Source organism: Mycolicibacterium lutetiense (genome assembly GCF_017876775.1).
GTDB classification, from domain to species: domain Bacteria; phylum Actinomycetota; class Actinomycetes; order Mycobacteriales; family Mycobacteriaceae; genus Mycobacterium; species Mycobacterium lutetiense.
This window is the reverse complement of sequence record NZ_JAGIOP010000001.1, coordinates 273454-291341: the sequence shown is the minus strand read 5'-3', so window position 1 is coordinate 291341 and position 17888 is coordinate 273454. Positions and strand designations below refer to the sequence as shown.

17 protein-coding genes are annotated in these 17888 nt (G+C 66.3%); 10 read left to right on the top strand and 7 right to left on the bottom strand.

What is annotated here, in order from left to right:
- Positions 1–10: 10 nt before the first annotated feature.
- The 3 genes from JOF57_RS01405 (at position 11) to mscL (ending at position 1674) form a co-directional block, all read left to right on the top strand.
- The gene (locus tag JOF57_RS01405) at positions 11–343 is read left to right on the top strand and encodes an FmdB family zinc ribbon protein (RefSeq protein ID WP_209912933.1); all 333 of its coding nucleotides are present in this window, start codon (positions 11–13) and stop codon (positions 341–343) included.
- Between the two features lie 67 nt (positions 344–410).
- On the top strand, positions 411–1070 hold the full coding sequence (locus JOF57_RS01400) for an SAF domain-containing protein (RefSeq protein ID WP_209912931.1): 660 nt from the start codon (positions 411–413) through the stop codon (positions 1068–1070).
- A gap of 136 nt (positions 1071–1206) precedes the next feature.
- On the top strand, positions 1207–1674 hold the full coding sequence (gene mscL, locus JOF57_RS01395) for a large-conductance mechanosensitive channel protein MscL (protein ID WP_209912929.1): 468 nt from the start codon (positions 1207–1209) through the stop codon (positions 1672–1674).
- A 66-nt stretch (positions 1675–1740) separates the two neighbouring features.
- Here mscL and JOF57_RS01390 read toward each other — a convergent pair whose 3' ends face one another.
- The 7 genes from JOF57_RS01390 to rpmF form a co-directional block, all read right to left on the bottom strand.
- Positions 1741–2376 carry a porin MspA gene (locus JOF57_RS01390; RefSeq protein ID WP_209912926.1) on the bottom strand — a complete coding sequence of 212 codons (636 nt, stop codon included), beginning with the start codon at positions 2374–2376 and terminating at the stop codon, positions 1741–1743.
- A gap of 382 nt (positions 2377–2758) precedes the next feature.
- Positions 2759–2923, bottom strand: a complete 165-nt coding sequence (locus JOF57_RS01385) for a hypothetical protein (RefSeq protein ID WP_209912924.1) — start codon at positions 2921–2923, stop codon at positions 2759–2761.
- A gap of 146 nt (positions 2924–3069) precedes the next feature.
- Positions 3070–3621: a MogA/MoaB family molybdenum cofactor biosynthesis protein gene (locus tag JOF57_RS01380; protein ID WP_407666550.1), complete on the bottom strand. Its 552-nt coding sequence runs from the start codon at positions 3619–3621 to the stop codon at positions 3070–3072.
- A gap of 23 nt (positions 3622–3644) precedes the next feature.
- Complete coding sequence (locus JOF57_RS01375) at positions 3645–5033, bottom strand: S1C family serine protease (protein ID WP_209912921.1); 1389 nt, start codon at positions 5031–5033, stop codon at positions 3645–3647.
- A gap of 194 nt (positions 5034–5227) precedes the next feature.
- On the bottom strand, positions 5228–6727 hold the full coding sequence (locus JOF57_RS01370; RefSeq protein ID WP_209912918.1) for a HAMP domain-containing sensor histidine kinase: 1500 nt from the start codon (positions 6725–6727) through the stop codon (positions 5228–5230).
- A 4-nt stretch (positions 6728–6731) separates the two neighbouring features.
- A complete protein-coding gene (locus JOF57_RS01365; protein ID WP_209912916.1) occupies positions 6732–7418 on the bottom strand; it encodes a response regulator transcription factor in 687 nt (228 codons plus the stop codon).
- Between the two features lie 146 nt (positions 7419–7564).
- Positions 7565–7738, bottom strand: a complete 174-nt coding sequence (gene rpmF / locus JOF57_RS01360; protein ID WP_003885704.1) for a 50S ribosomal protein L32 — start codon at positions 7736–7738, stop codon at positions 7565–7567.
- A 279-nt stretch (positions 7739–8017) separates the two neighbouring features.
- Between rpmF and JOF57_RS01355 the strand changes: the two genes are divergently transcribed.
- The 7 genes from JOF57_RS01355 to JOF57_RS01325 all read left to right on the top strand — a co-directional run bounded on the left by JOF57_RS01355 (position 8018) and on the right by JOF57_RS01325 (position 17880).
- Entirely contained in the window at positions 8018–9730 is a 1713-nt protein-coding gene (locus tag JOF57_RS01355; protein WP_209912914.1) for an acyclic terpene utilization AtuA family protein, read from the top strand.
- Entirely contained in the window at positions 9727–10878 is a 1152-nt protein-coding gene (locus JOF57_RS01350; RefSeq protein WP_307869934.1) for an acyl-CoA dehydrogenase family protein, read from the top strand. Before JOF57_RS01355 ends, JOF57_RS01350 begins: the two co-directional genes overlap by 4 nt.
- Positions 10875–12470 carry an acyl-CoA carboxylase subunit beta gene (locus JOF57_RS01345; protein WP_209912909.1) on the top strand — a complete coding sequence of 532 codons (1596 nt, stop codon included), beginning with the start codon at positions 10875–10877 and terminating at the stop codon, positions 12468–12470. Before JOF57_RS01350 ends, JOF57_RS01345 begins: the two co-directional genes overlap by 4 nt.
- A 10-nt stretch (positions 12471–12480) precedes the next feature.
- The gene (locus JOF57_RS01340) at positions 12481–14418 is read left to right on the top strand and encodes an ATP-binding protein (protein ID WP_209912907.1); all 1938 of its coding nucleotides are present in this window, start codon (positions 12481–12483) and stop codon (positions 14416–14418) included.
- Positions 14415–15572, top strand: coding sequence for an acyl-CoA dehydrogenase family protein (locus JOF57_RS01335; protein ID WP_209912904.1), 1158 nt, complete (start codon positions 14415–14417; stop codon positions 15570–15572). Before JOF57_RS01340 ends, JOF57_RS01335 begins: the two co-directional genes overlap by 4 nt.
- Positions 15572–16342 carry an enoyl-CoA hydratase family protein gene (locus tag JOF57_RS01330; protein ID WP_209912902.1) on the top strand — a complete coding sequence of 257 codons (771 nt, stop codon included), beginning with the start codon at positions 15572–15574 and terminating at the stop codon, positions 16340–16342. The genes JOF57_RS01335 and JOF57_RS01330 overlap by 1 nt, the downstream gene beginning before the upstream one ends.
- A gap of 302 nt (positions 16343–16644) precedes the next feature.
- A complete protein-coding gene (locus tag JOF57_RS01325; protein ID WP_209912900.1) occupies positions 16645–17880 on the top strand; it encodes a hypothetical protein in 1236 nt (411 codons plus the stop codon).
- Positions 17881–17888 lie beyond the last annotated feature (8 nt).

Below are 17888 nucleotides of genomic sequence, written 5' to 3'. Positions count from 1 at the left end.
GAGGGTTTTCGTGCCTACCTATTCCTACGCATGCACTGAGTGCGGCAATCGGTTCGACGCGGTGCAGGCCTTCAGCGACGATGCGCTGACCTCCTGCCCCAAGTGCTCCGGAAAGCTGCGCAAGCTCTTTGGCTCGGTGGGCGTGGTGTTCAAGGGAAGCGGCTTCTACCGCACCGACAACCGCGAATCGGGCAAGAGTACGTCCAACGGCTCGTCGGCCAAGAGCTCGGAAAGCAGCTCGTCGAGCTCGTCGTCCGACTCGTCGTCATCTTCTTCTGACTCGTCTTCTTCGAGCTCGTCCAGCAGCTCCAGCGCCGCCCCCGCCGCGGCCACCTCAAGCTAGCCCGAGTTATCCACAGGGCGGCGAAGACGCCGTTCCCACCCGGCCGTCGCGCGCCTACCGTGGCGCCATGGCCGAATCTCTCAACCCGCCACTCTGGCATCGGTTGACTGCCGCCCGGCCCGACTGGACCCGCACCGTGGCCGCCCGCCGCGCCGCCGCAGCCGGATTGGTGCTGCTGGCCGCCGTCGCCGCCCTGCGCTCCGATCCCCACGGCGAGTACACCGAGATCGCGGTCGCGGCTCATGACCTGTCCCCCGGCGTCGCCTTGACCGCCGCCGACGTCCGCCTCGAGCGGCGCAGCACCGCGACCCTGCCCGATGGCGCCCAGCGCGACGTGGCTCCGGTGATCGGCGCGACGCTGACCGCCCCGGCCCGTCGTGGCGAGGTGATCACCGATGTCCGGTTGCTCGGGTCGCGGCTGGCCGAATCGGCTGCGGGCCCCGATGCCCGGATCGTGCCGCTCAAACTCAGCGACACCGCGCTACTGGATCTGATCCGTCCCGGCGATGTGGTCGACGTGCTGACAGTCACGGCCGATCTGGACGACAAGCAGCCGGCCCGGCCGGTCGTGGTGGCCTCAGGCGCCGTTGTGGTGCTGGTTTCCGAGAAGCCACGTGGGGCCGGGGTGGGCAGCGACCGCGTGGCCCTGGTGGCGCTGCCGGCCCGCTCAGCCAATGAGGTGGCGGCCACCAGCCTGGTGCAGGCCGTCACGGTGACGATTCACTGAAATCGGGTTCCCTTGCCGGACAACATAGTTCACACGAATCCAAGTTGTTGTCCCACAATCACCCAGCCGTTCGGACAACTCCGTTACTGTTTGCTTGTCGCACTTAACACACACCACTGCAGGGAGGGTCCGCAGCATGTTGAAGGGCTTCAAAGAGTTTCTGTCTCGCGGCAATGTCATCGATCTTGCGGTTGCTGTGGTCATCGGCGCCGCCTTCACCGGCTTGGTCACCGCCTTCACCGAAAAGGTGGTGCAGCCGCTGATCGACCGGATCGGCGCCGGCCCCGACAGCGAGTACGGCATCCTCAAGATCTCACTCGGCGGCGATCCCGAGACGTTCATCGACTTGAATGCCGTCGTGTCGGCCTTCATCAACTTCATCCTGGTAGCGGCGGTGATCTACTTCGTCATCGTCCTGCCGTACAAGAAGCTGCGCGAGCGCGGCGAGGTGGAACAGGCCCAGGACACCGAGCTGAGCCTCCTCACCGAGATTCGTGATCTCCTGAACGAAAACGGCTCGGCCGGCAAGCACGTCAGCGGCCCCGGCACGGGCCCCAGCCCCGACACCGCCAGGCACACGAGTGCCGACCGCGGCGACAAGTAGCCCGCACACCAAAGCAGCCCCTGGATGAATCCAGGGGCTGCTTTGGTGTGAGCTTCAGATCAGTGCCTAGTTCATGTTCCAGGGCTCGCCGTAGGTGGTGACGCTGTCACCGGTCGAGGCGATCAGGCGGGCGAACGGACGGAGCAACACACCACCGGCCGCACCGGTCACCGTGCCGTGCGCATTGGACACCGCCACGCCACCGGCCGGGCCCTTGACGTCCACCGAGAACGTCGCCACTTCCTGAATACCGGGGCCGTTGCCCAGGTCGGCGCTGATCGACACACCCGGGAACAGGTTCGGGGTGATCACGGACTCGAGGCCGAAGGGCGGTCCGGTGATGTCACCGTCGTCGATCAGGATGTTGGGGGTGGTGTAGGAGAAGTTGATCCCGACGCCCAGCGACCAGGGGAAACCGATCTGGTAGCCCAGCTCCAAGGTGCCCTCGAACTCATCTGCCCCCGGGCCCTCGACGTGGTACTTCGCCCGGCCGGAATGGAACCATTCACGGGTCAGCCGGTTGCGGTCCAGGGGGAAGACACCGTTGAGGAAGGTGTCCCACTGCTGAACGGTCAAGGTCCGATCCTGGCCGTCGACCAGGCTCAGTTCATTGTCCAGACCCGCATGAGAAATGCCCGTGCTCGTAAACAACGTCGCGATGGCTGCGACCATCACGACCAGCACCCGACTGAATGCCTTCATATTCTCCCTAGCCATATCGCCGGCGCTCCCAGAGGCCCACCGTTTGTGGTCGGCGTTACGGTCCCCCGCAGACCGTACCGCCGCGCAAGACCAACACGTGGCGTGGATTAGGAACTCCACATGTCGCTCTTACCTAATGCACATCGTCTTTGACACGAGGAACATAACGGCAGGGCATTCCGGCGGCAACGCAAGCACATATCGCGAGAGCTGCATTCGTTCAGGCGCTCAAAAATTTGCTGGGTCCCGGAGGCGCATCGGTGCACAACGCCCTGATGCTGCAAGTTGGACCGCGGGGCAATGCTGTGACGCCGTTCGCCTGAACGACATGCTGAGGCTCAGGCCACACCCCAGATGGGGGGTTCCTACGCTGACAGGCCGCTCACAGGTCATGATGATGCGGCGGAATGTTGTTCCGCAGCCACCGGTCACGGTCGGCTTCGTCGTCTGGCGAATCGGTGTCCCGTTCGTCGGGAGCGATGTCCGGGAGAGCCTCACCGAAGATCTTGTTAACTGCGTGACGGGACGATTTATTCGCTTCCGGCATCGCGATCCTCCTTTGTGACGAAGCCCACACTCTAGATCGGGCGATACGCAAGCAGTCGTTAACCTGCTCTTAACCAGCATGAACACTGCGCGAGACATTGGCAAAAAAAGAAACGGCGGCCGATGGCCGCCGTTTCTTCCTTGCGCTCAGATCTCCAAGCTTGACAGCTGGCCTATCACTTGTGCGGCCAGTGGCCCGAGTGTGGCCATACCGTCGCGCACCGCCGCACGTGACCCGGCGATGTTCACCACCAGCGTGCTGCCCGAGACTCCGCACAGGCCGCGGGACAGCCCGGCATCGACGATGCCGGCCGAAAGTCCCGACGCGCGCAACGCCTCGGCGATACCCAGCAGGTCGCGGTCGAGGATGTCGAGGGTGGCCTCCGGCGTCACATCGCGCGGTGTCACCCCCGTCCCGCCCACCGACACCACCAGATCGACGCCGCCGATCACCGCGGTATTCAGCGCGTTGCGGATCTCGACTTCGTCCGCGGCGACGACCACGACACCGTCGACGACGAATCCGGCCTCACCCAACAACTCTGTGACCAACGGACCGCTGTGGTCCTCTTCGCCATGTGCAGTGCGGTCATCTACGACGACGACGAGCGCCCGGCCCACCAACTCCCCTGGCTGTTCCATGCCTGCAACCGTATATCCGGCGGCAGACAACGGTGTAGCCAGACGCAGTGTGGCCATCTCGCCGGGTCCGATCAGCGTGCTCACTGCTCGGCCCTGCCGAGGGTGACCTCGATGGTCTGCGGCTTGCCGCCCTCGCCGAGGAAGGTCAGCGTGACCTTGTCGCCGGGGGCCTTGGACCGCACCGCGGCCACGAGCGCGTCAGCACTACCGATCACCCGGTCATCGACCTTGGTGACCACAACACCGCTGGGTAGACCGGCTGCCGCCGCGGCCCCGCCGTTGGTGACCTCGACGATCTTGGCGCCGTCGCTGGTGGTGTCATTGCTGACCTGCACGCCCAGCGAGGCGTGCGAGGCCGTCCCGTTCTGGATCAGCTCATCGGCGATCCGCTTGGCCTGATCCACCGGGATCGCGAAACCCAGCCCGATCGAGCCGCTCTGGGCCTGCGGTGAATCCCCGCCCATGGTGGCGATCGCCGAGTTGATGCCGACGAGCTCGCCGTTCATGTTGACCAGCGCGCCCCCGGAGTTGCCCGGGTTGATCGCAGCGTCGGTCTGGATTGCGTCGAGAACGGTGTTCTGGTTCTTCGCGTCGCCGCCGGCGGCCACCGGCCGGTTGAGGGCGCTGACGATGCCGGTGGTGACGGTGCCTTCGAGGCCCAGCGGCGACCCGACGGCCACAACGTCCTGGCCCACCCGCAGGTTGGCCGAGGAACCGATCGTGATCGGGGTGAGGCCCGAGACGTCCTGCGCCCGCACCACCGCGATGTCACTGCTGGGGTCGGTGCCCACCACGGTGAACGACTTGGTGGTCCCGTCGGAGAACGTCACCTTGGTCTGTGCGCCGGCTGGTGCCGGTGCCCCTCCCGGTACTGGCGCGGGGCCGGGCCCGCCCGGCTTGGCGGCCTGCACGACATGGTTATTGGTCAGGATCAGGCCGTCGGCGGTGAGGATGATGCCGGACCCCTCCTCGGAGGCGCGGCCCAGGTCGGTCTCGAGCTTGACCACACTCGGCACCACCTTGGCCGCCACCTGCTCCACCGAGCCCGGCGGCAGGGCGGCCGCGGGGACGGTCGGCGCGGCGCCGAGGCCGTAGTTGCCCAGGCGCGGGTGGTCGTCGTGCATGAGGGTGCTGACACCGCCACCGATGCCTGCCGAGACCACGGCCACCGCGAGCGCCCCGGCCAACAAGCCGGTCTTGGACCGCTTCTTCGCCGGGACAGGCTGCGGGCTGGCCGGAATCCGGTACGGGTCATACGGCGCGCGGTAGGCCTGCTGCGGCGGCGGCTGGTGTTGTTGGCTCTGGTGTTGTTGGCTCTGGTGTTGCTGTTGCTGCTGCTGCGGTTGTTGCCGCGCGTATCGCCAGTCGTACTGCTGTGGTTGATAAGGATCAGGACGCGCACCGGCGTATCCGGGGGCGCCGCCGGGATGCTGCTCCGGCTGCTGGGGGTACCTCGGGTGGTTCGTCATTGTGCTGCGTGCTCTTCTCTTATAAAAGGTCCGCCGGCCAGTCACGCCGATCCGGTCCGACCCGTATGTCCAGCCCTCGCGTCCGTCACTTCGTCAAACGACGAAGTGGTCACCTTGGTTGCCCAGATGGGCTGAGAATCCACTTAGAGATTTCTGATCCATCCGTGACTGGTCCCCCGACCGACTTCACTCTCTCACCTTTCCTCCGCGCCGACGCTGTGCGCGCCACCGACTCGGTGCAGATGTGTCGCATCGGTATTCGAGATCGGCTGCCCCGGCAGCACCATGTGAAACGAAGCCCCCGGTGGGGTGCCGCCCGGCACGGTCTCGTCGATGCGTAGTGCACCGCCGTGCTTGAGCACCACCTGCTGGACGATAGCCAGTCCGAGGCCCGATCCCGGCATCGCCCTGGCAGCATCCGATCGGTAGAACCGCTCGAACACGAGCGCACGTTCCTGCGGCGGGATACCGGGCCCGTGGTCGGAGACCACCAGCTCGGCATGCGTCGGATCGACCTGATGCAACCGGACACCGACGCGTCCACCGGCCGGACTCCACTTCGCGGCGTTGTCGAGCAGGTTCAGCACGGCACGGCCCAGTCCGGGCGCATCACCGAACACCTGCCAACCGACGATGTCGACGTCGAATTCGATGTCGTTGCGGCGCCGCCGGACCCGCTCCAGGCTGCGGTCGACCACCTCGGACATGTCGACGGGCTCCGGGTTGATACCGCCCGCATCGTCGCGGGTGAGATCGACGAGATCGCCGACCAGGGTGGAGAGCTCCTCGATCTGGGCGACCACATCCGTCTGCAGCCCGTCCATCTCGTCCTTGGGCAGCGGCGGCGCCCCGGGCGCCTGCGAGGCCATCAACAGTTCGACGTTGGTGCGCAGCGATGTCAGCGGGGTTCTCAGCTCGTGCCCGGCGTCGGAGACCAGCCGGGACTGGCGTTCCCGCGATTCGGCCAACGCCCGCAACATCATGTTGAACGCCTCGGTGAGCCGGGCCAACTCGTCGCTGCCGACCACCGGGATGGGCCGAAGATCGTCGGTGCGGGCCACCCGCTCGGCAGCTTCGGTGAGTCTGCCCACCGGTCTGAGCCCGGCTCTGGCCACCGCACCGCCGGCCATGGCCGCCACCGCCACGCCGACACCGCCGACGATGAGCAGCACCGTGCCCAGACGTCTCAGCACTTGGACAGTGGGTGCCAGGCTCTTGGAGATCAGCAGGGAGCTGCCGTTGGCCAGATGCACTGCGAGCACCCGCTGGTGGTTGGCGGTGCGCAGGGACATCAGCAGCTCGCCCGAGATGACGTCCTTCTCCGCTCTGCCCAGCGGCAGCATCTGGCCCTGCTGGTTGGCCGTGTAGATCGAGCGGCCCGGGATCACCAGCATCGCGTTGACGTCGGAGTACGCGGTGCCCTCGATCGCCTTGCCGGGATCGGCCGCCAGCGATCCACTCTCGATGAGCAGCCGGGCGCGGCTGTGCAGCTGGTTGTCCAGGTCGTCATAGAGCGCACGGGAGACCACGGCGTAGACGGCGACGGCCATCAGGACGACCACCATCGCAACCATCGACATCGCGAGCATCATCACGCGCCAGCGCAATGACAGTGAGCTGGTGTTCCGTAGGTTCACGGCCGCGAGCCGCCCAGAGTCGGTGGCGGCTCGCCAGGTGTTTCCGTTGAGCGCCATCAAATCAGGGAGGAGTTTCGCGCAGGACGTAGCCGACGCCGCGCACGGTGTGGATCAACCGGATCTCACCTTCGGCCTCGGTCTTGCGGCGCAGGTAGCCGATGTACACCTCGAGGGCGTTGCCCGAAGTCGGGAAGTCGAAACCCCAGACCTCTTCGAGGATGCGGCTACGGGTCAGCACCCGCCGCGGGTTGGCGATCAGCATTTCCAGCAGCGAGAACTCGGTGCGAGTGAGGCTGATCTGACGTTCGCCGCGGGTGACCTCGCGGGTCACCGGGTCGAGGGTCAGGTCGGAGAACGACATCTTCTGCGAATCGGAGCCATCGTCGCTGACGGTCCGGCGGAGCAACGCCCGCATCCGCGCCAGCAGCTCCTCGAGTGCGAACGGCTTGGGCAGGTAGTCGTCTGCGCCTGCATCCAACCCGGCGACCTTCTCGGAGGTCGTGTCGCGGGCGGTCAGCACCAGGATGGGCAGGTCGTCACCGGTGCTGCGTAGCTGCCGGCACACTTCCAGGCCGTCCATTCGCGGCATCATCACGTCCAGAACCACAGCATCAGGCCGGTCATTGGAAATCGCCTCGAGCGCTTCGACCCCATCTTGGGCGAGCTCGACCGAATATCCATTGAAAGAAAGCGACCGGCGCAGGGATTCGCGCACAGCGCGATCGTCGTCAACGACAAGTATGCGCACAGGCAACAGTCTCATCCCGCCGTCTGAGAGTGGGCTGAGAGGCACGCCGCAAATTCACCGAGCGTTTTCCCAGCTCTAGGAAGCTCCGAGCACGACAAAAAGCGCCATCACGAGTGATGGCGCTTTCTGAAGAAGCCTCTGCGGGTCTAGCGCTTGTCGAGGTCGACCAGGCCGAGACGAGCGGCCTTGAGCAGACGGCGCGGCACCTTGTGCTGCTGACCGGCGACATTGACGCCGACGAGGCCAGTGGCCTCGGCCTTCCACTGCGCGCGCCGGCTACGGGTGTTCGCGCGCGACATTCTGCGCTTGGGCACAGCCATGACGTGCATCTCCTTGCTTAGGGGTGTTGCCGCGCGAATCGCAGCGGCAGACGACTGTCCTACAGAGTAACGGTTGATCGGCGTCGGCTCCAAAACGCAGTTTCACGCCCCTGCGCCGAGATTGCAGCCACGGACAAAAACCCGGCCGATTCTGTCCCTGGGTTCAATCTGGGTGCGGAAACTCGGCGTACGGGGCCACCCTTGACGTGGGACCGGCGGTACCCGCTAACCTACCGGTTGGTTGGTTGGTATCCATAGTCAGCGTCGACGGGAGTACGTGTGCCATCAGGGACTGATGCGGTTCGCATCGGCAACTGTTCGGGCTTTTACGGTGATCGGCTGTCTGCGATGCGCGACATGCTCACCGACGGGGAGCTGGACTATCTGACCGGCGACTATCTGGCCGAGCTCACCATGCTGATCCTGGCCCGTGATCGGGCCAAGAATCCCGACCGCGGCTACGCCAAGACCTTCCTGACCCAGCTGGAACAGTCGCTGGGCCTCGCTCTCGACAAGGGCGTGAAGATCGTGGCCAACGCCGGCGGGCTCAATCCGGCCGGACTGGCCGCCGCGGTGCGGGCCCTGGCCGAGCGCCTGGGCCTCGACGTCAACGTCGCTCACGTCGAGGGCGACGATCTGGTGGGCCGTGCTTCTGAGCTAGGCCTGGGTACGCCCCTGGCCGCCAATGCCTACCTGGGCGCATGGGGCATCGTCGACTGCCTGAATTCCGGCGCCGACGTCGTGGTCACCGGCCGCGTGACGGACGCGTCGGTGATCGTCGGGCCCGCGGCCGCGCACTTCGGCTGGTCGGCCACCGACTACGACGCGCTGGCCGGGGCGGTCGCGGCGGGTCACGTGATCGAATGCGGCACGCAGGCCACCGGCGGCAACTACTCGTTCTTCACAGAAATCCCGGATCTGGCCCGCCCCGGGTTCCCGATCGCCGAGATCGCCGCGGACGGCTCCTCGGTGATTACCAAACATGCCGGCACCGGCGGGCAGGTCAGCGTCGGCACCGTCACCGCGCAGCTGCTCTACGAGATCACCGGGGCCCGTTACGCCAATCCCGATGTGACGCTGCGCGTCGACTCACTGCAGTTGAGCCAGGACGGCCCCGATGGCGCAGACCGGGTTCGGATCTCCAATGTGACGGGCGAGGCCCCGCCCCCGACGTTGAAGGTGTCGTGCAACAGCATCGGCGGTTTCCGCAATGCCGCCACCTTTGTCCTGACCGGTCTGGACATCGAGGCCAAGGCGCAGCTGATCCGCAGCCAGTTGGAGGCCGGGATCAAGGTCCGTCCGGCCGAGCTGGAGTGGAACCTGGCCCGCACCGACCACCCTGACGCCGATACCGAGGAAGCTGCCAGTGCGCTGCTGCACTGCGTGGTCCGCGACCCCGACCCCAACCTCGTCGGCCGCCAATTCTCCGCGGCGGGCGTGGAACTCGCGCTGGCCAGCTATCCGGGGTTCACCACCACCGCGCCGCCCGGCGACGGGCAGATATACGGCGTGTTCGTACCTGGCTACGTCGACGCCGCCGAGGTGCCGCACATCGCCGTGCACGCCGACGGCGCCCGGATCGGTATCGCTCCTGCGGCCGAAACCCTGCCACTGGCACCGGTTTCCGACCCTGCCCTACCCGAGCCACTCGCGGACGGGCCGACTCGGCGTGCCGCGCTCGGCACCATCGCCGGCGCCCGCAGCGGCGACAAGGGTGGGTCGGCCAATGTCGGCGTCTGGGTCCGTAGCGACGAGGCGTGGCGCTGGCTGGCCCACACACTGACCGTCGAGCGGCTTCGTGAATTACTGCCTGAGACAGCCGACCTGCCGGTCACCCGGCATCCGCTACCGAATCTGCGGGCAGTGAACTTTGTGATCGAAGGCATTCTCGGTCAGGGCGTTGCATATCAAGCCCGATTCGATCCGCAGGCCAAGGGGCTGGGCGAATGGTTGCGCAGCCGTCATCTCGATATCCCGGAAAGGTTGCTGTGAGCGGCATCTGGAATACCCCCGAACGCGAGTCGCTGCGCAAGACGGTGCGCAGTTTCACCGAGCGTGAGGTCCTACCCCACGCCGCCGAGTGGGAACGCACCGGCGAGCTCCCGCGCGAACTGCACCGCAAGGCCGGCGGGGCCGGACTTCTCGGAGCCAACTTCCCCGAGTCGGTCGGCGGCGGTGGCGGCGACAGTGCCGACGCCGTGATCATCTGCGAGGAAATGCATTACGCCGGCTCACCCGGCGGCGTGTTCGCCTCGCTGTTCACCTGCGGCATCGCGGTGCCGCACATGATCGCCTCGGGCGACGAGCGCCTGATCGAAACGTATGTGAAGCCCACGCTGCGCGGGGAGCTCATCGGATCGTTGGCCATCACCGAACCCGGTGGCGGCTCGGATGTCGGGCACCTGACGACGAGAGCCGTTCGAGACGGTGACGACTACCTCCTCAACGGCGCCAAGACCTACATCACCTCGGGTGTGCGCGCCGACTACGTCGTCACCGCGTCGCGCACCGGCGGTCCCGGGGCCGCGGGCGTGTCCCTGATCGTGGTGGACAAGGGCACGCCCGGCTTTGAGGTCAGCCGCAAGCTCGACAAGATGGGTTGGCGCTCAAGCGATACCGCTGAACTGTCTTACACCGATGCACGGGTGCCGGTGGCCAACCTGATCGGTGCGGAGAACTCCGGCTTCTTCCAGATTGCCGCGGCGTTCGTGTCCGAGCGGGTGGGCCTGGCCGTGCAGGCGTACGCGAGTGCGCAGCGTTGTCTGGATCTGACCGTCGAGTGGTGCCGCAACCGCGAGACCTTCGGCAAGCCACTGATCGCCCGGCAATCGGTGCAGAACACGTTGGCCGAGATGGCCCGGCGCATCGATGTGGCCCGGGTGTACACGCGCCATGTGGCCGAGCGGCAGTTGGCAGGTGAGGCCAACTTGATCACCGAGGTGTGTTTCGCCAAGAACACCGCGGTCGATGCCGGTGAATCGGTGGCGAACCAGGCCGTGCAGTTGTTCGGCGGAATGGGCTATATGGCCGAATCCGAGGTCGAGCGTCAGTACCGTGACATGCGCATCCTGGGTATCGGCGGTGGCACCACCGAGATCCTGACCTCGTTGGCCGCAAAGACATTGGGGTTCCAGTCGTGACCACTCTCAAGTCCACCATCGATCCCCGCTCCCCCGGGTTCACCGAGGCCGCCGAGGTGATGGCGGCCAAGCTCACCGAACTCGACACCGAACACGCCAAAGCGCTGGCTGGTGGCGGGCCCAAGTACGTCGACCGCCATCACGGCCGCGGCAAGTTGACCGCCCGCGAGCGCGTCGAGCTGCTGCTGGATCCGGACGCACCGTTCCTCGAGCTGAGCCCGCTGGCCGCCTGGGGCAGCGATTTCACCGTCGGCGCCAGCGTCGTCTGCGGTATCGGCGCCGTCGAGGGCGTCGAGTGCCTGATCGTCGCCAATGATCCGACGGTCAAGGGCGGCACGAGTAACCCGTGGACGCTCAAGAAGATCCTGCGCGCCAACCAGATCGCGATGGAGAACCGGCTGCCGGTGGTCTCCCTGGTCGAGTCCGGTGGCGCCGATCTGCCGACGCAGAAGGAGATCTTCATCCCCGGCGGGCAGATGTTCCGCGACCTGACCCGGCTGTCGGCGGCGGGTATTCCTACCATCGCGCTGGTGTTCGGCAACTCCACCGCCGGCGGGGCATACGTGCCGGGCATGTCCGATCACGTGGTGATGATCAAAGACCGCTCCAAGGTGTTCCTGGCCGGGCCGCCACTGGTCAAGATGGCCACCGGCGAAGAGTCCGACGACGAGTCGCTGGGTGGGGCCGAGATGCACGCCCGCACTTCGGGTCTGGGCGATTACCTGGCCAACGATGAGCTGGACGCCATCCGGATCGGGCGTCGCATCGTGGCACGTTTGAACTGGCGCAAGCAGGGGCCTGCGCCTGCCCCGGTGGTCGAGCCGCGGTTCGACCCCGAAGAACTCATCGGCATCGTGCCCGCCGATCTGCGCATCCCGTTCGACCCGCGCGATGTGATCGCCCGCATCGTCGACGGTTCGGATTTCGACGAGTTCAAGCCGCTGTACGGGTCGTCACTGGTGACGGGATGGGCCACGCTGTACGGCTACCCGGTCGGGATCCTGGCCAATCACCGCGGTGTGCTGTTCAGTGAGGAATCGCAGAAGGCCACCCAGTTCATCCAGCTGGCGAACCGGTCCAACACCCCACTTCTGTTCCTGCACAACACCACCGGCTACATGGTGGGTAAGCAGTACGAAGAGGGCGGCATGATCAAGCACGGTTCGATGATGATCAATGCGGTGTCGAATTCCACCGTGCCACACATCTCGCTGCTCGTCGGCGCCTCCTACGGTGCAGGCCACTACGGCATGTGTGGGCGCGCGTACGACCCGCGGTTCCTGTTCGCCTGGCCGTCGTCCAAGTCCGCGGTGATGGGCGGTACCCAGTTGGCCGGAGTGCTCTCGATCGTCAGCCGCGCCGCCGCCGAGGCCCGTGGACAGGCGGTCGACGAGGCTGCCGACGCGGCGCTGCGGGCCGCGGTCGAGGCTCAGATCGAGGCCGAGTCGCTGCCGATGTTCCTGTCCGGCCGGTTGTACGACGACGGGGTGATCGATCCCCGTGACACCCGGACCGTGCTGGGAATGTGCCTGTCCGCCATTGCGAGTGGCCCGATCGAGGGGACGTCGAACTTCGGCGTCTTCAGGATGTGAGAGACGCCCAATGATTACGAGAGTTCTGGTCGCCAACCGCGGCGAGATCGCCCGCCGGGTGTTCGAGACGTGCCGGCGCCTCGGTATCGGCACCGTCGCGGTGTACACCGATCCCGACGCCGGGTCACCGCATGTGGCCGAGGCCGACGCCCGGGTGCGCCTGGAGGGCACCAACGGCTACCTCGATTCCGCGCAGCTCATCGCCGCGGCCCAGGCCTCCGGCGCCGACGCCATTCACCCCGGCTATGGGTTCCTCTCGGAGAACCCCGATTTCGCCGCCGCGGTGATCGACGCCGGGCTGACCTGGATCGGGCCACCGGTGAATGCCGTGGCTGCCATGGGCTCGAAGATCGAGGCCAAGAAGATGATGGCCGCGGCCGGCGTTCCGGTGCTGGCCGAACTCGATCCGTCCACCGTGACAGCCGATCAGCTGCCGGTCCTGGTGAAGGCCTCTGCCGGTGGCGGTGGTCGGGGAATGCGCGTCGTGCGTGAATTGTCGGAGCTACCCACCGAAGTGGCCGCCGCGCAGCGCGAGGCGCAGTCGGCGTTCGGCGACCCGACGGTGTTCTGTGAGCGCTACCTGGCCGCGGGCCACCACGTCGAGGTGCAGGTGCTGGCCGATCAGCACGGCACGGTGTGGGCGGTCGGTGAGCGCGAATGCTCGATCCAGCGCCGTCACCAGAAGGTCATCGAGGAGGCCCCCTCTCCCCTGGTCGAGCGCACCCCGGGGATGCGGGAGAAGTTGTTCGACGCAGCCCGCCTGGCCGCCGAGGCGATCGGCTACGCCGGTGCGGGCACGGTCGAGTTCATGGCCGACCACAAGGGTGACTTTTTCTTCCTGGAGATGAACACCCGTCTGCAGGTGGAACATCCGGTCACCGAGGCCACCACCGGGCTCGACCTGGTCGAGCTGCAGATCCTGGTGGCCGACGGCGGCACCCTCGACGCGCAACCACCGGCCTCACGTGGTTCGGCCATCGAGGCCCGCCTCTACGCCGAGGATCCGGCCAAGGGCTGGCAGCCGCAGGCCGGCACGGTGCATCGGTTCGACGTGCCCGGGCACGTGCGCGTCGATACCGGCATCGAAGACGGTTCGGTCGTGTCGATCTTCTACGACCCGATGCTGGCCAAGGTCATCTCCTACGCGCCCACCCGGCGTCAGGCCGCGACCGTGCTGGCCGATGCCTTGGCCCGCACCCGGATCCACGGACTGCGCACCAACCGGGATCTGCTGGTGAACGTCCTGCGGCATCCGGCATTCCTGGGCGGGGCCACCGACACGGCGTTCTTCGACGCGCACGGTCTCGATACCCTGGCTGCTGCGCTGGCCGACGCGGGGGTGGTGACGCTCTCGGCGATCGCCGCCGCCCTGGCCAACTCCGCGGGCAACCGCAGCAGTGCAAAGGTTTTCGGTGCCGCCCCGAGCGGCTGGCGCAACCTGGCCTCGGGATACCAGTCCCGGACCTACCGCGATGCCGCGGGCGACGACGTCCCGGTGCGCTACCGATTTACCCGTACCGGCGTTGAATTACCCGACGAAGGCGGGGTTTCCCTGGTGTCGGCGACTCCGGACCGGGTGGTGCTCACCGTCAACGGGGTGGATCGCGCGTTCGACGTGGCGGTGTACGGCGATCAGGTGTTCGTCGACTCCCCGCTGGGCCCCGTGGCACTCACCGCGCTGCCCCGCTTCCCCGATCCCGACGACGCGGTGGCGCACGGCTCGCTGCTGGCACCGATGCCCGGTTCGGTGGTGCGCGTCGGCGCCGCCGTCGGCGATACCGTCACCGCCGGACAGCCCCTGATCTGGCTGGAAGCCATGAAGATGGAGCACACCATCGCCGCCCCCGAGGACGGGGTGCTGGCCGAACTCAATGTCGCCGCTGGCCAACAGGTCGAGGTCGGCGCCGTACTTGCCCGCGTGCACAACCCTGAAGGAGAACAGTCATGAGCTTCATCGAGACCGACGAGCAGAAGGCCCTGCGCCAGGCGGTGGCCGCGATGGCCGCCAACTACGGGCAGGACTACTACCTGGAGAAGGCCCGTTCCGGGCAGCACACCACCGAATTGTGGAACGAGGCAGGCAAACTCGGCTTCATCGGGGTGAACCTGCCCGAGGAGTACGGCGGCGGTGGCGCCGGCATGTACGAGCTGTCCATGGTGATGGAAGAGATGTCGGCGGCCGGGTCGGCGCTACTGATGATGGTCGTCTCCCCCGCGATCAACGGCACGATCATCTCCAAGTTCGGCACCGAGGAGCAGAAGAAGCGCTGGATCCCCGGTATCGCCGACGGCTCGATCACCATGGCCTTCGCGATCACCGAGCCTGACGCGGGTTCCAACAGCCACCGCATCACCACCACCGCCCGCCGCGACGGCAGCGACTGGATCATCAAGGGCCAGAAGACGTTTATCTCCGGGGTCGATCAGGCGCAGGCCATCCTCGTCGTCGGCCGCTCCGAGGACCACAAGACCGGAAACCTCAAGCCCGCACTGTTCGTCATCCCGACCGACACCCCGGGTCTGAGCTGGACCAAGATCGAGATGGAGATCGTCAGCCCGGAGAGCCAGTTCCAGGTGTTCCTCGACGATGTCCGGCTGCCCGCCGATGCGCTGGTGGGCTCTGAGGACGCCGCGATCGCGCAGCTGTTCGCCGGACTGAATCCCGAACGCATCATGGGGGCAGCATCCGCGACGGGCGTGGGCAGGTTCGCCATCAACAAGGCCGTCGATTACGTGAAGACTCGCCAGGTCTGGAAGGTACCGATCGGTTCTCACCAAGGTATCTCGCATCCGTTGGCGCAGAACCACATCGAGGTGGAGCTGGCCAAGCTGATGATGCAGAAAGCCGCGACGCTGTACGACGCCGGCGACGACTTCGGTGCGGCCGAGGCCGCCAACATGGCCAAGTACGCCGCCGGTGAGGCATCGGTGCGGGCGGTCGATCAGGCCGTGCAGTCGCTCGGCGGCAACGGTCTGACCAAGGAGTACGGCATCGCGGCCGCAGTGACGGCGTCGAAGCTCGCCCGCATCGCGCCGGTGAGCCGCGAGATGATCCTGAACTTCGTCGCGCAGACGTCGCTCGGTCTTCCTCGGTCCTACTGATGAGCGCGGTCGTCCACTACCGGGTCCAGGGCGCCGTCGCACGCCTCACGCTGGATTCCCCGCACAACCGCAATGCACTGTCGACGGCCCTGGTGGAGCAATTGCACCAGGGGCTGACCGACGCGGCCGATGAACCCGGTGTGCGGGTGGTGGTGCTCGGTCACACTGGTGGAACCTTCTGCGCGGGAGCCGATCTGAGCGAGGCCGCAGGGCAGGATCCCGGCGAGATCGCGGTGGACCGAGCCCGGGAGATGACCAGGACGTTGCGGGCCATCCTAGAGTTGCCGGTCCCGGTGATCGGCGCGATCGACGGGCATGTGCGGGCCGGCGGGATGGGCCTGATCGGTGCGTGCGATCTCGTCGTCGCCGGCCCGCAGAGCACGTTCGCACTGACCGAGGCGCGCATCGGCGTTGCGCCGTCGATCATTTCACTGACGTTGTTGCCGAAGATGTCGCCGCGGGCGGCGGGGCGCTATTTCGTCACCGGGGAGAAGTTCGGTGCCGCCGAGGCAGCCGAGATCGGGCTGATCACGCAGGCCGCCGACGACGTCGAATCCGCCGTGGCCGCGCTGACCGCCGAGATCGCGAAGGGTTCACCGCAGGGGCTGGCGACGTCGAAAGCGCTGACCACGGCGTCGATCCTGCGCCGGTTCGACGAGGATGCCGAGGCACTGACCCGGCAGTCGGCGCAACTGTTCGTCTCCGATGAAGCCCGCGAGGGCATGATGGCATTCCTGCAGAAGCGCCCACCGAACTGGGTGACGGGCTGACCCAGCGGCGACTCCGGCCCCACTTCAGCGCCAACGAAGTGGGGCCGTTGCCGTCAGCAGTGCCGGAACCGGTTGCAACCGGCCCGCAGCGATTGTTCCGCTTTGAAATACATTCAATGATTTTCAAGTAGCTACTGCCCGCACACGATGGCACCCCATCACATGTAGCACCTAGATATGCCCCGAGCAGATAGTTTGCTGATTCGTTCCTTGCACGTTGAAACTTTCCGAAGATTCGACGTCGACGAGCTCTCGCCTCGCTACGGTTCCCATTCCGAACTACCGACAGGAATGAACCATCCATGCAGAAAGCAATGCGGCCGGCCGCCAGGGCCGGCATCGCACTTGTTGGGGCCAGCGTGATCGCCATGTCACCACTGGCACCACCACCGGCCACAGCCTCGGCCACCACCTCGATCTCGACCGCCGCGGTCCAGCTGACGTCGACCGTTGACCCACTGACCCGCTGGAGTCAGGTGGCGACGAACACCGGCGAGAACCTCGGCGAGCTCGGCGCGTACTGGATGAACAATCCGATGCCGATCACCCGACAGCTCATCACCAACGTGCAGACCTACGCTGACTGGATCAGTTCCGGTGTGCAGAACACGATTCCGAAACTGCAGTACTGGGCGGAAAATCAGGTAGCGCCGGCATTTGAGTTGGCCGTGACCCAGTTCCAGGCCGGGAATGTCCAGCAGGCGGTCAAGACGATGACGACCGTACTTGCTTTCAACAGGGTGATGTTCGCCTTGATGCCCATGATGGACCTCATGAAGATCCCCACCTCGATAGGTGACCACGCCGCTGCAGTGGTTCGGGAGATCTTCAGCATCAACACCATGTCCCCCCTCTTCAACGGCATGTCAAACGTCGTGATGAAGACCGCTGATTCGATGGCCACCTCAGCCCAGGCGGCCATCGATGCCATCGAAGCAGGCGATGTCCCAACGGCATTGACCGCCGTTGCCAACGCCCCCGCCAACGCCATCGACTCGGTCCTCAACTCGCCGGCCGGTCTGTTCGACTATCGGGTGGTTGGGGGCTGCGGTTGCATCGTCACCGGCGGCACCGTGCTGAACCTGGTCCTCAGGAAGGCCGAGTTCATCGCCCAGGCGATCGCACTGCCGAAGCCTGAGTCCGCGCTCCCGGTTGCCAAGATTTCGGCGCCTGATACTGCGCCGGTCGCTCCTGCACAGGCGCCGGTCCACGAGCCTGAGGCCAAAGCCGAAGCGACAACCGAGGACGACTCCGCCCCGGCGGATACCGCCGCGGTGAACGCCAGCTCCACTGGGGCAAAGGACCTTTCGACAGGCAACAAGGTCACCCCCGGCAAACCGGCCGCCGCCACCAGCCGAACCGGGCAGCAGCTGCGCACGTCGTTGCAGAACGCGGCAGGTCAGGTTGACAAGAGTGCCGAGAGCGTCCGCGACGACATCAAGAAGAGGGTCAAGTCTCTCACCAAGGGCCCCAAGAAGGCCGCGGCCTCCAAGGCCGGAGAGAAAGACAAGAGCGACGCCGGCAGCGGCGACAAATAACAAGCAGA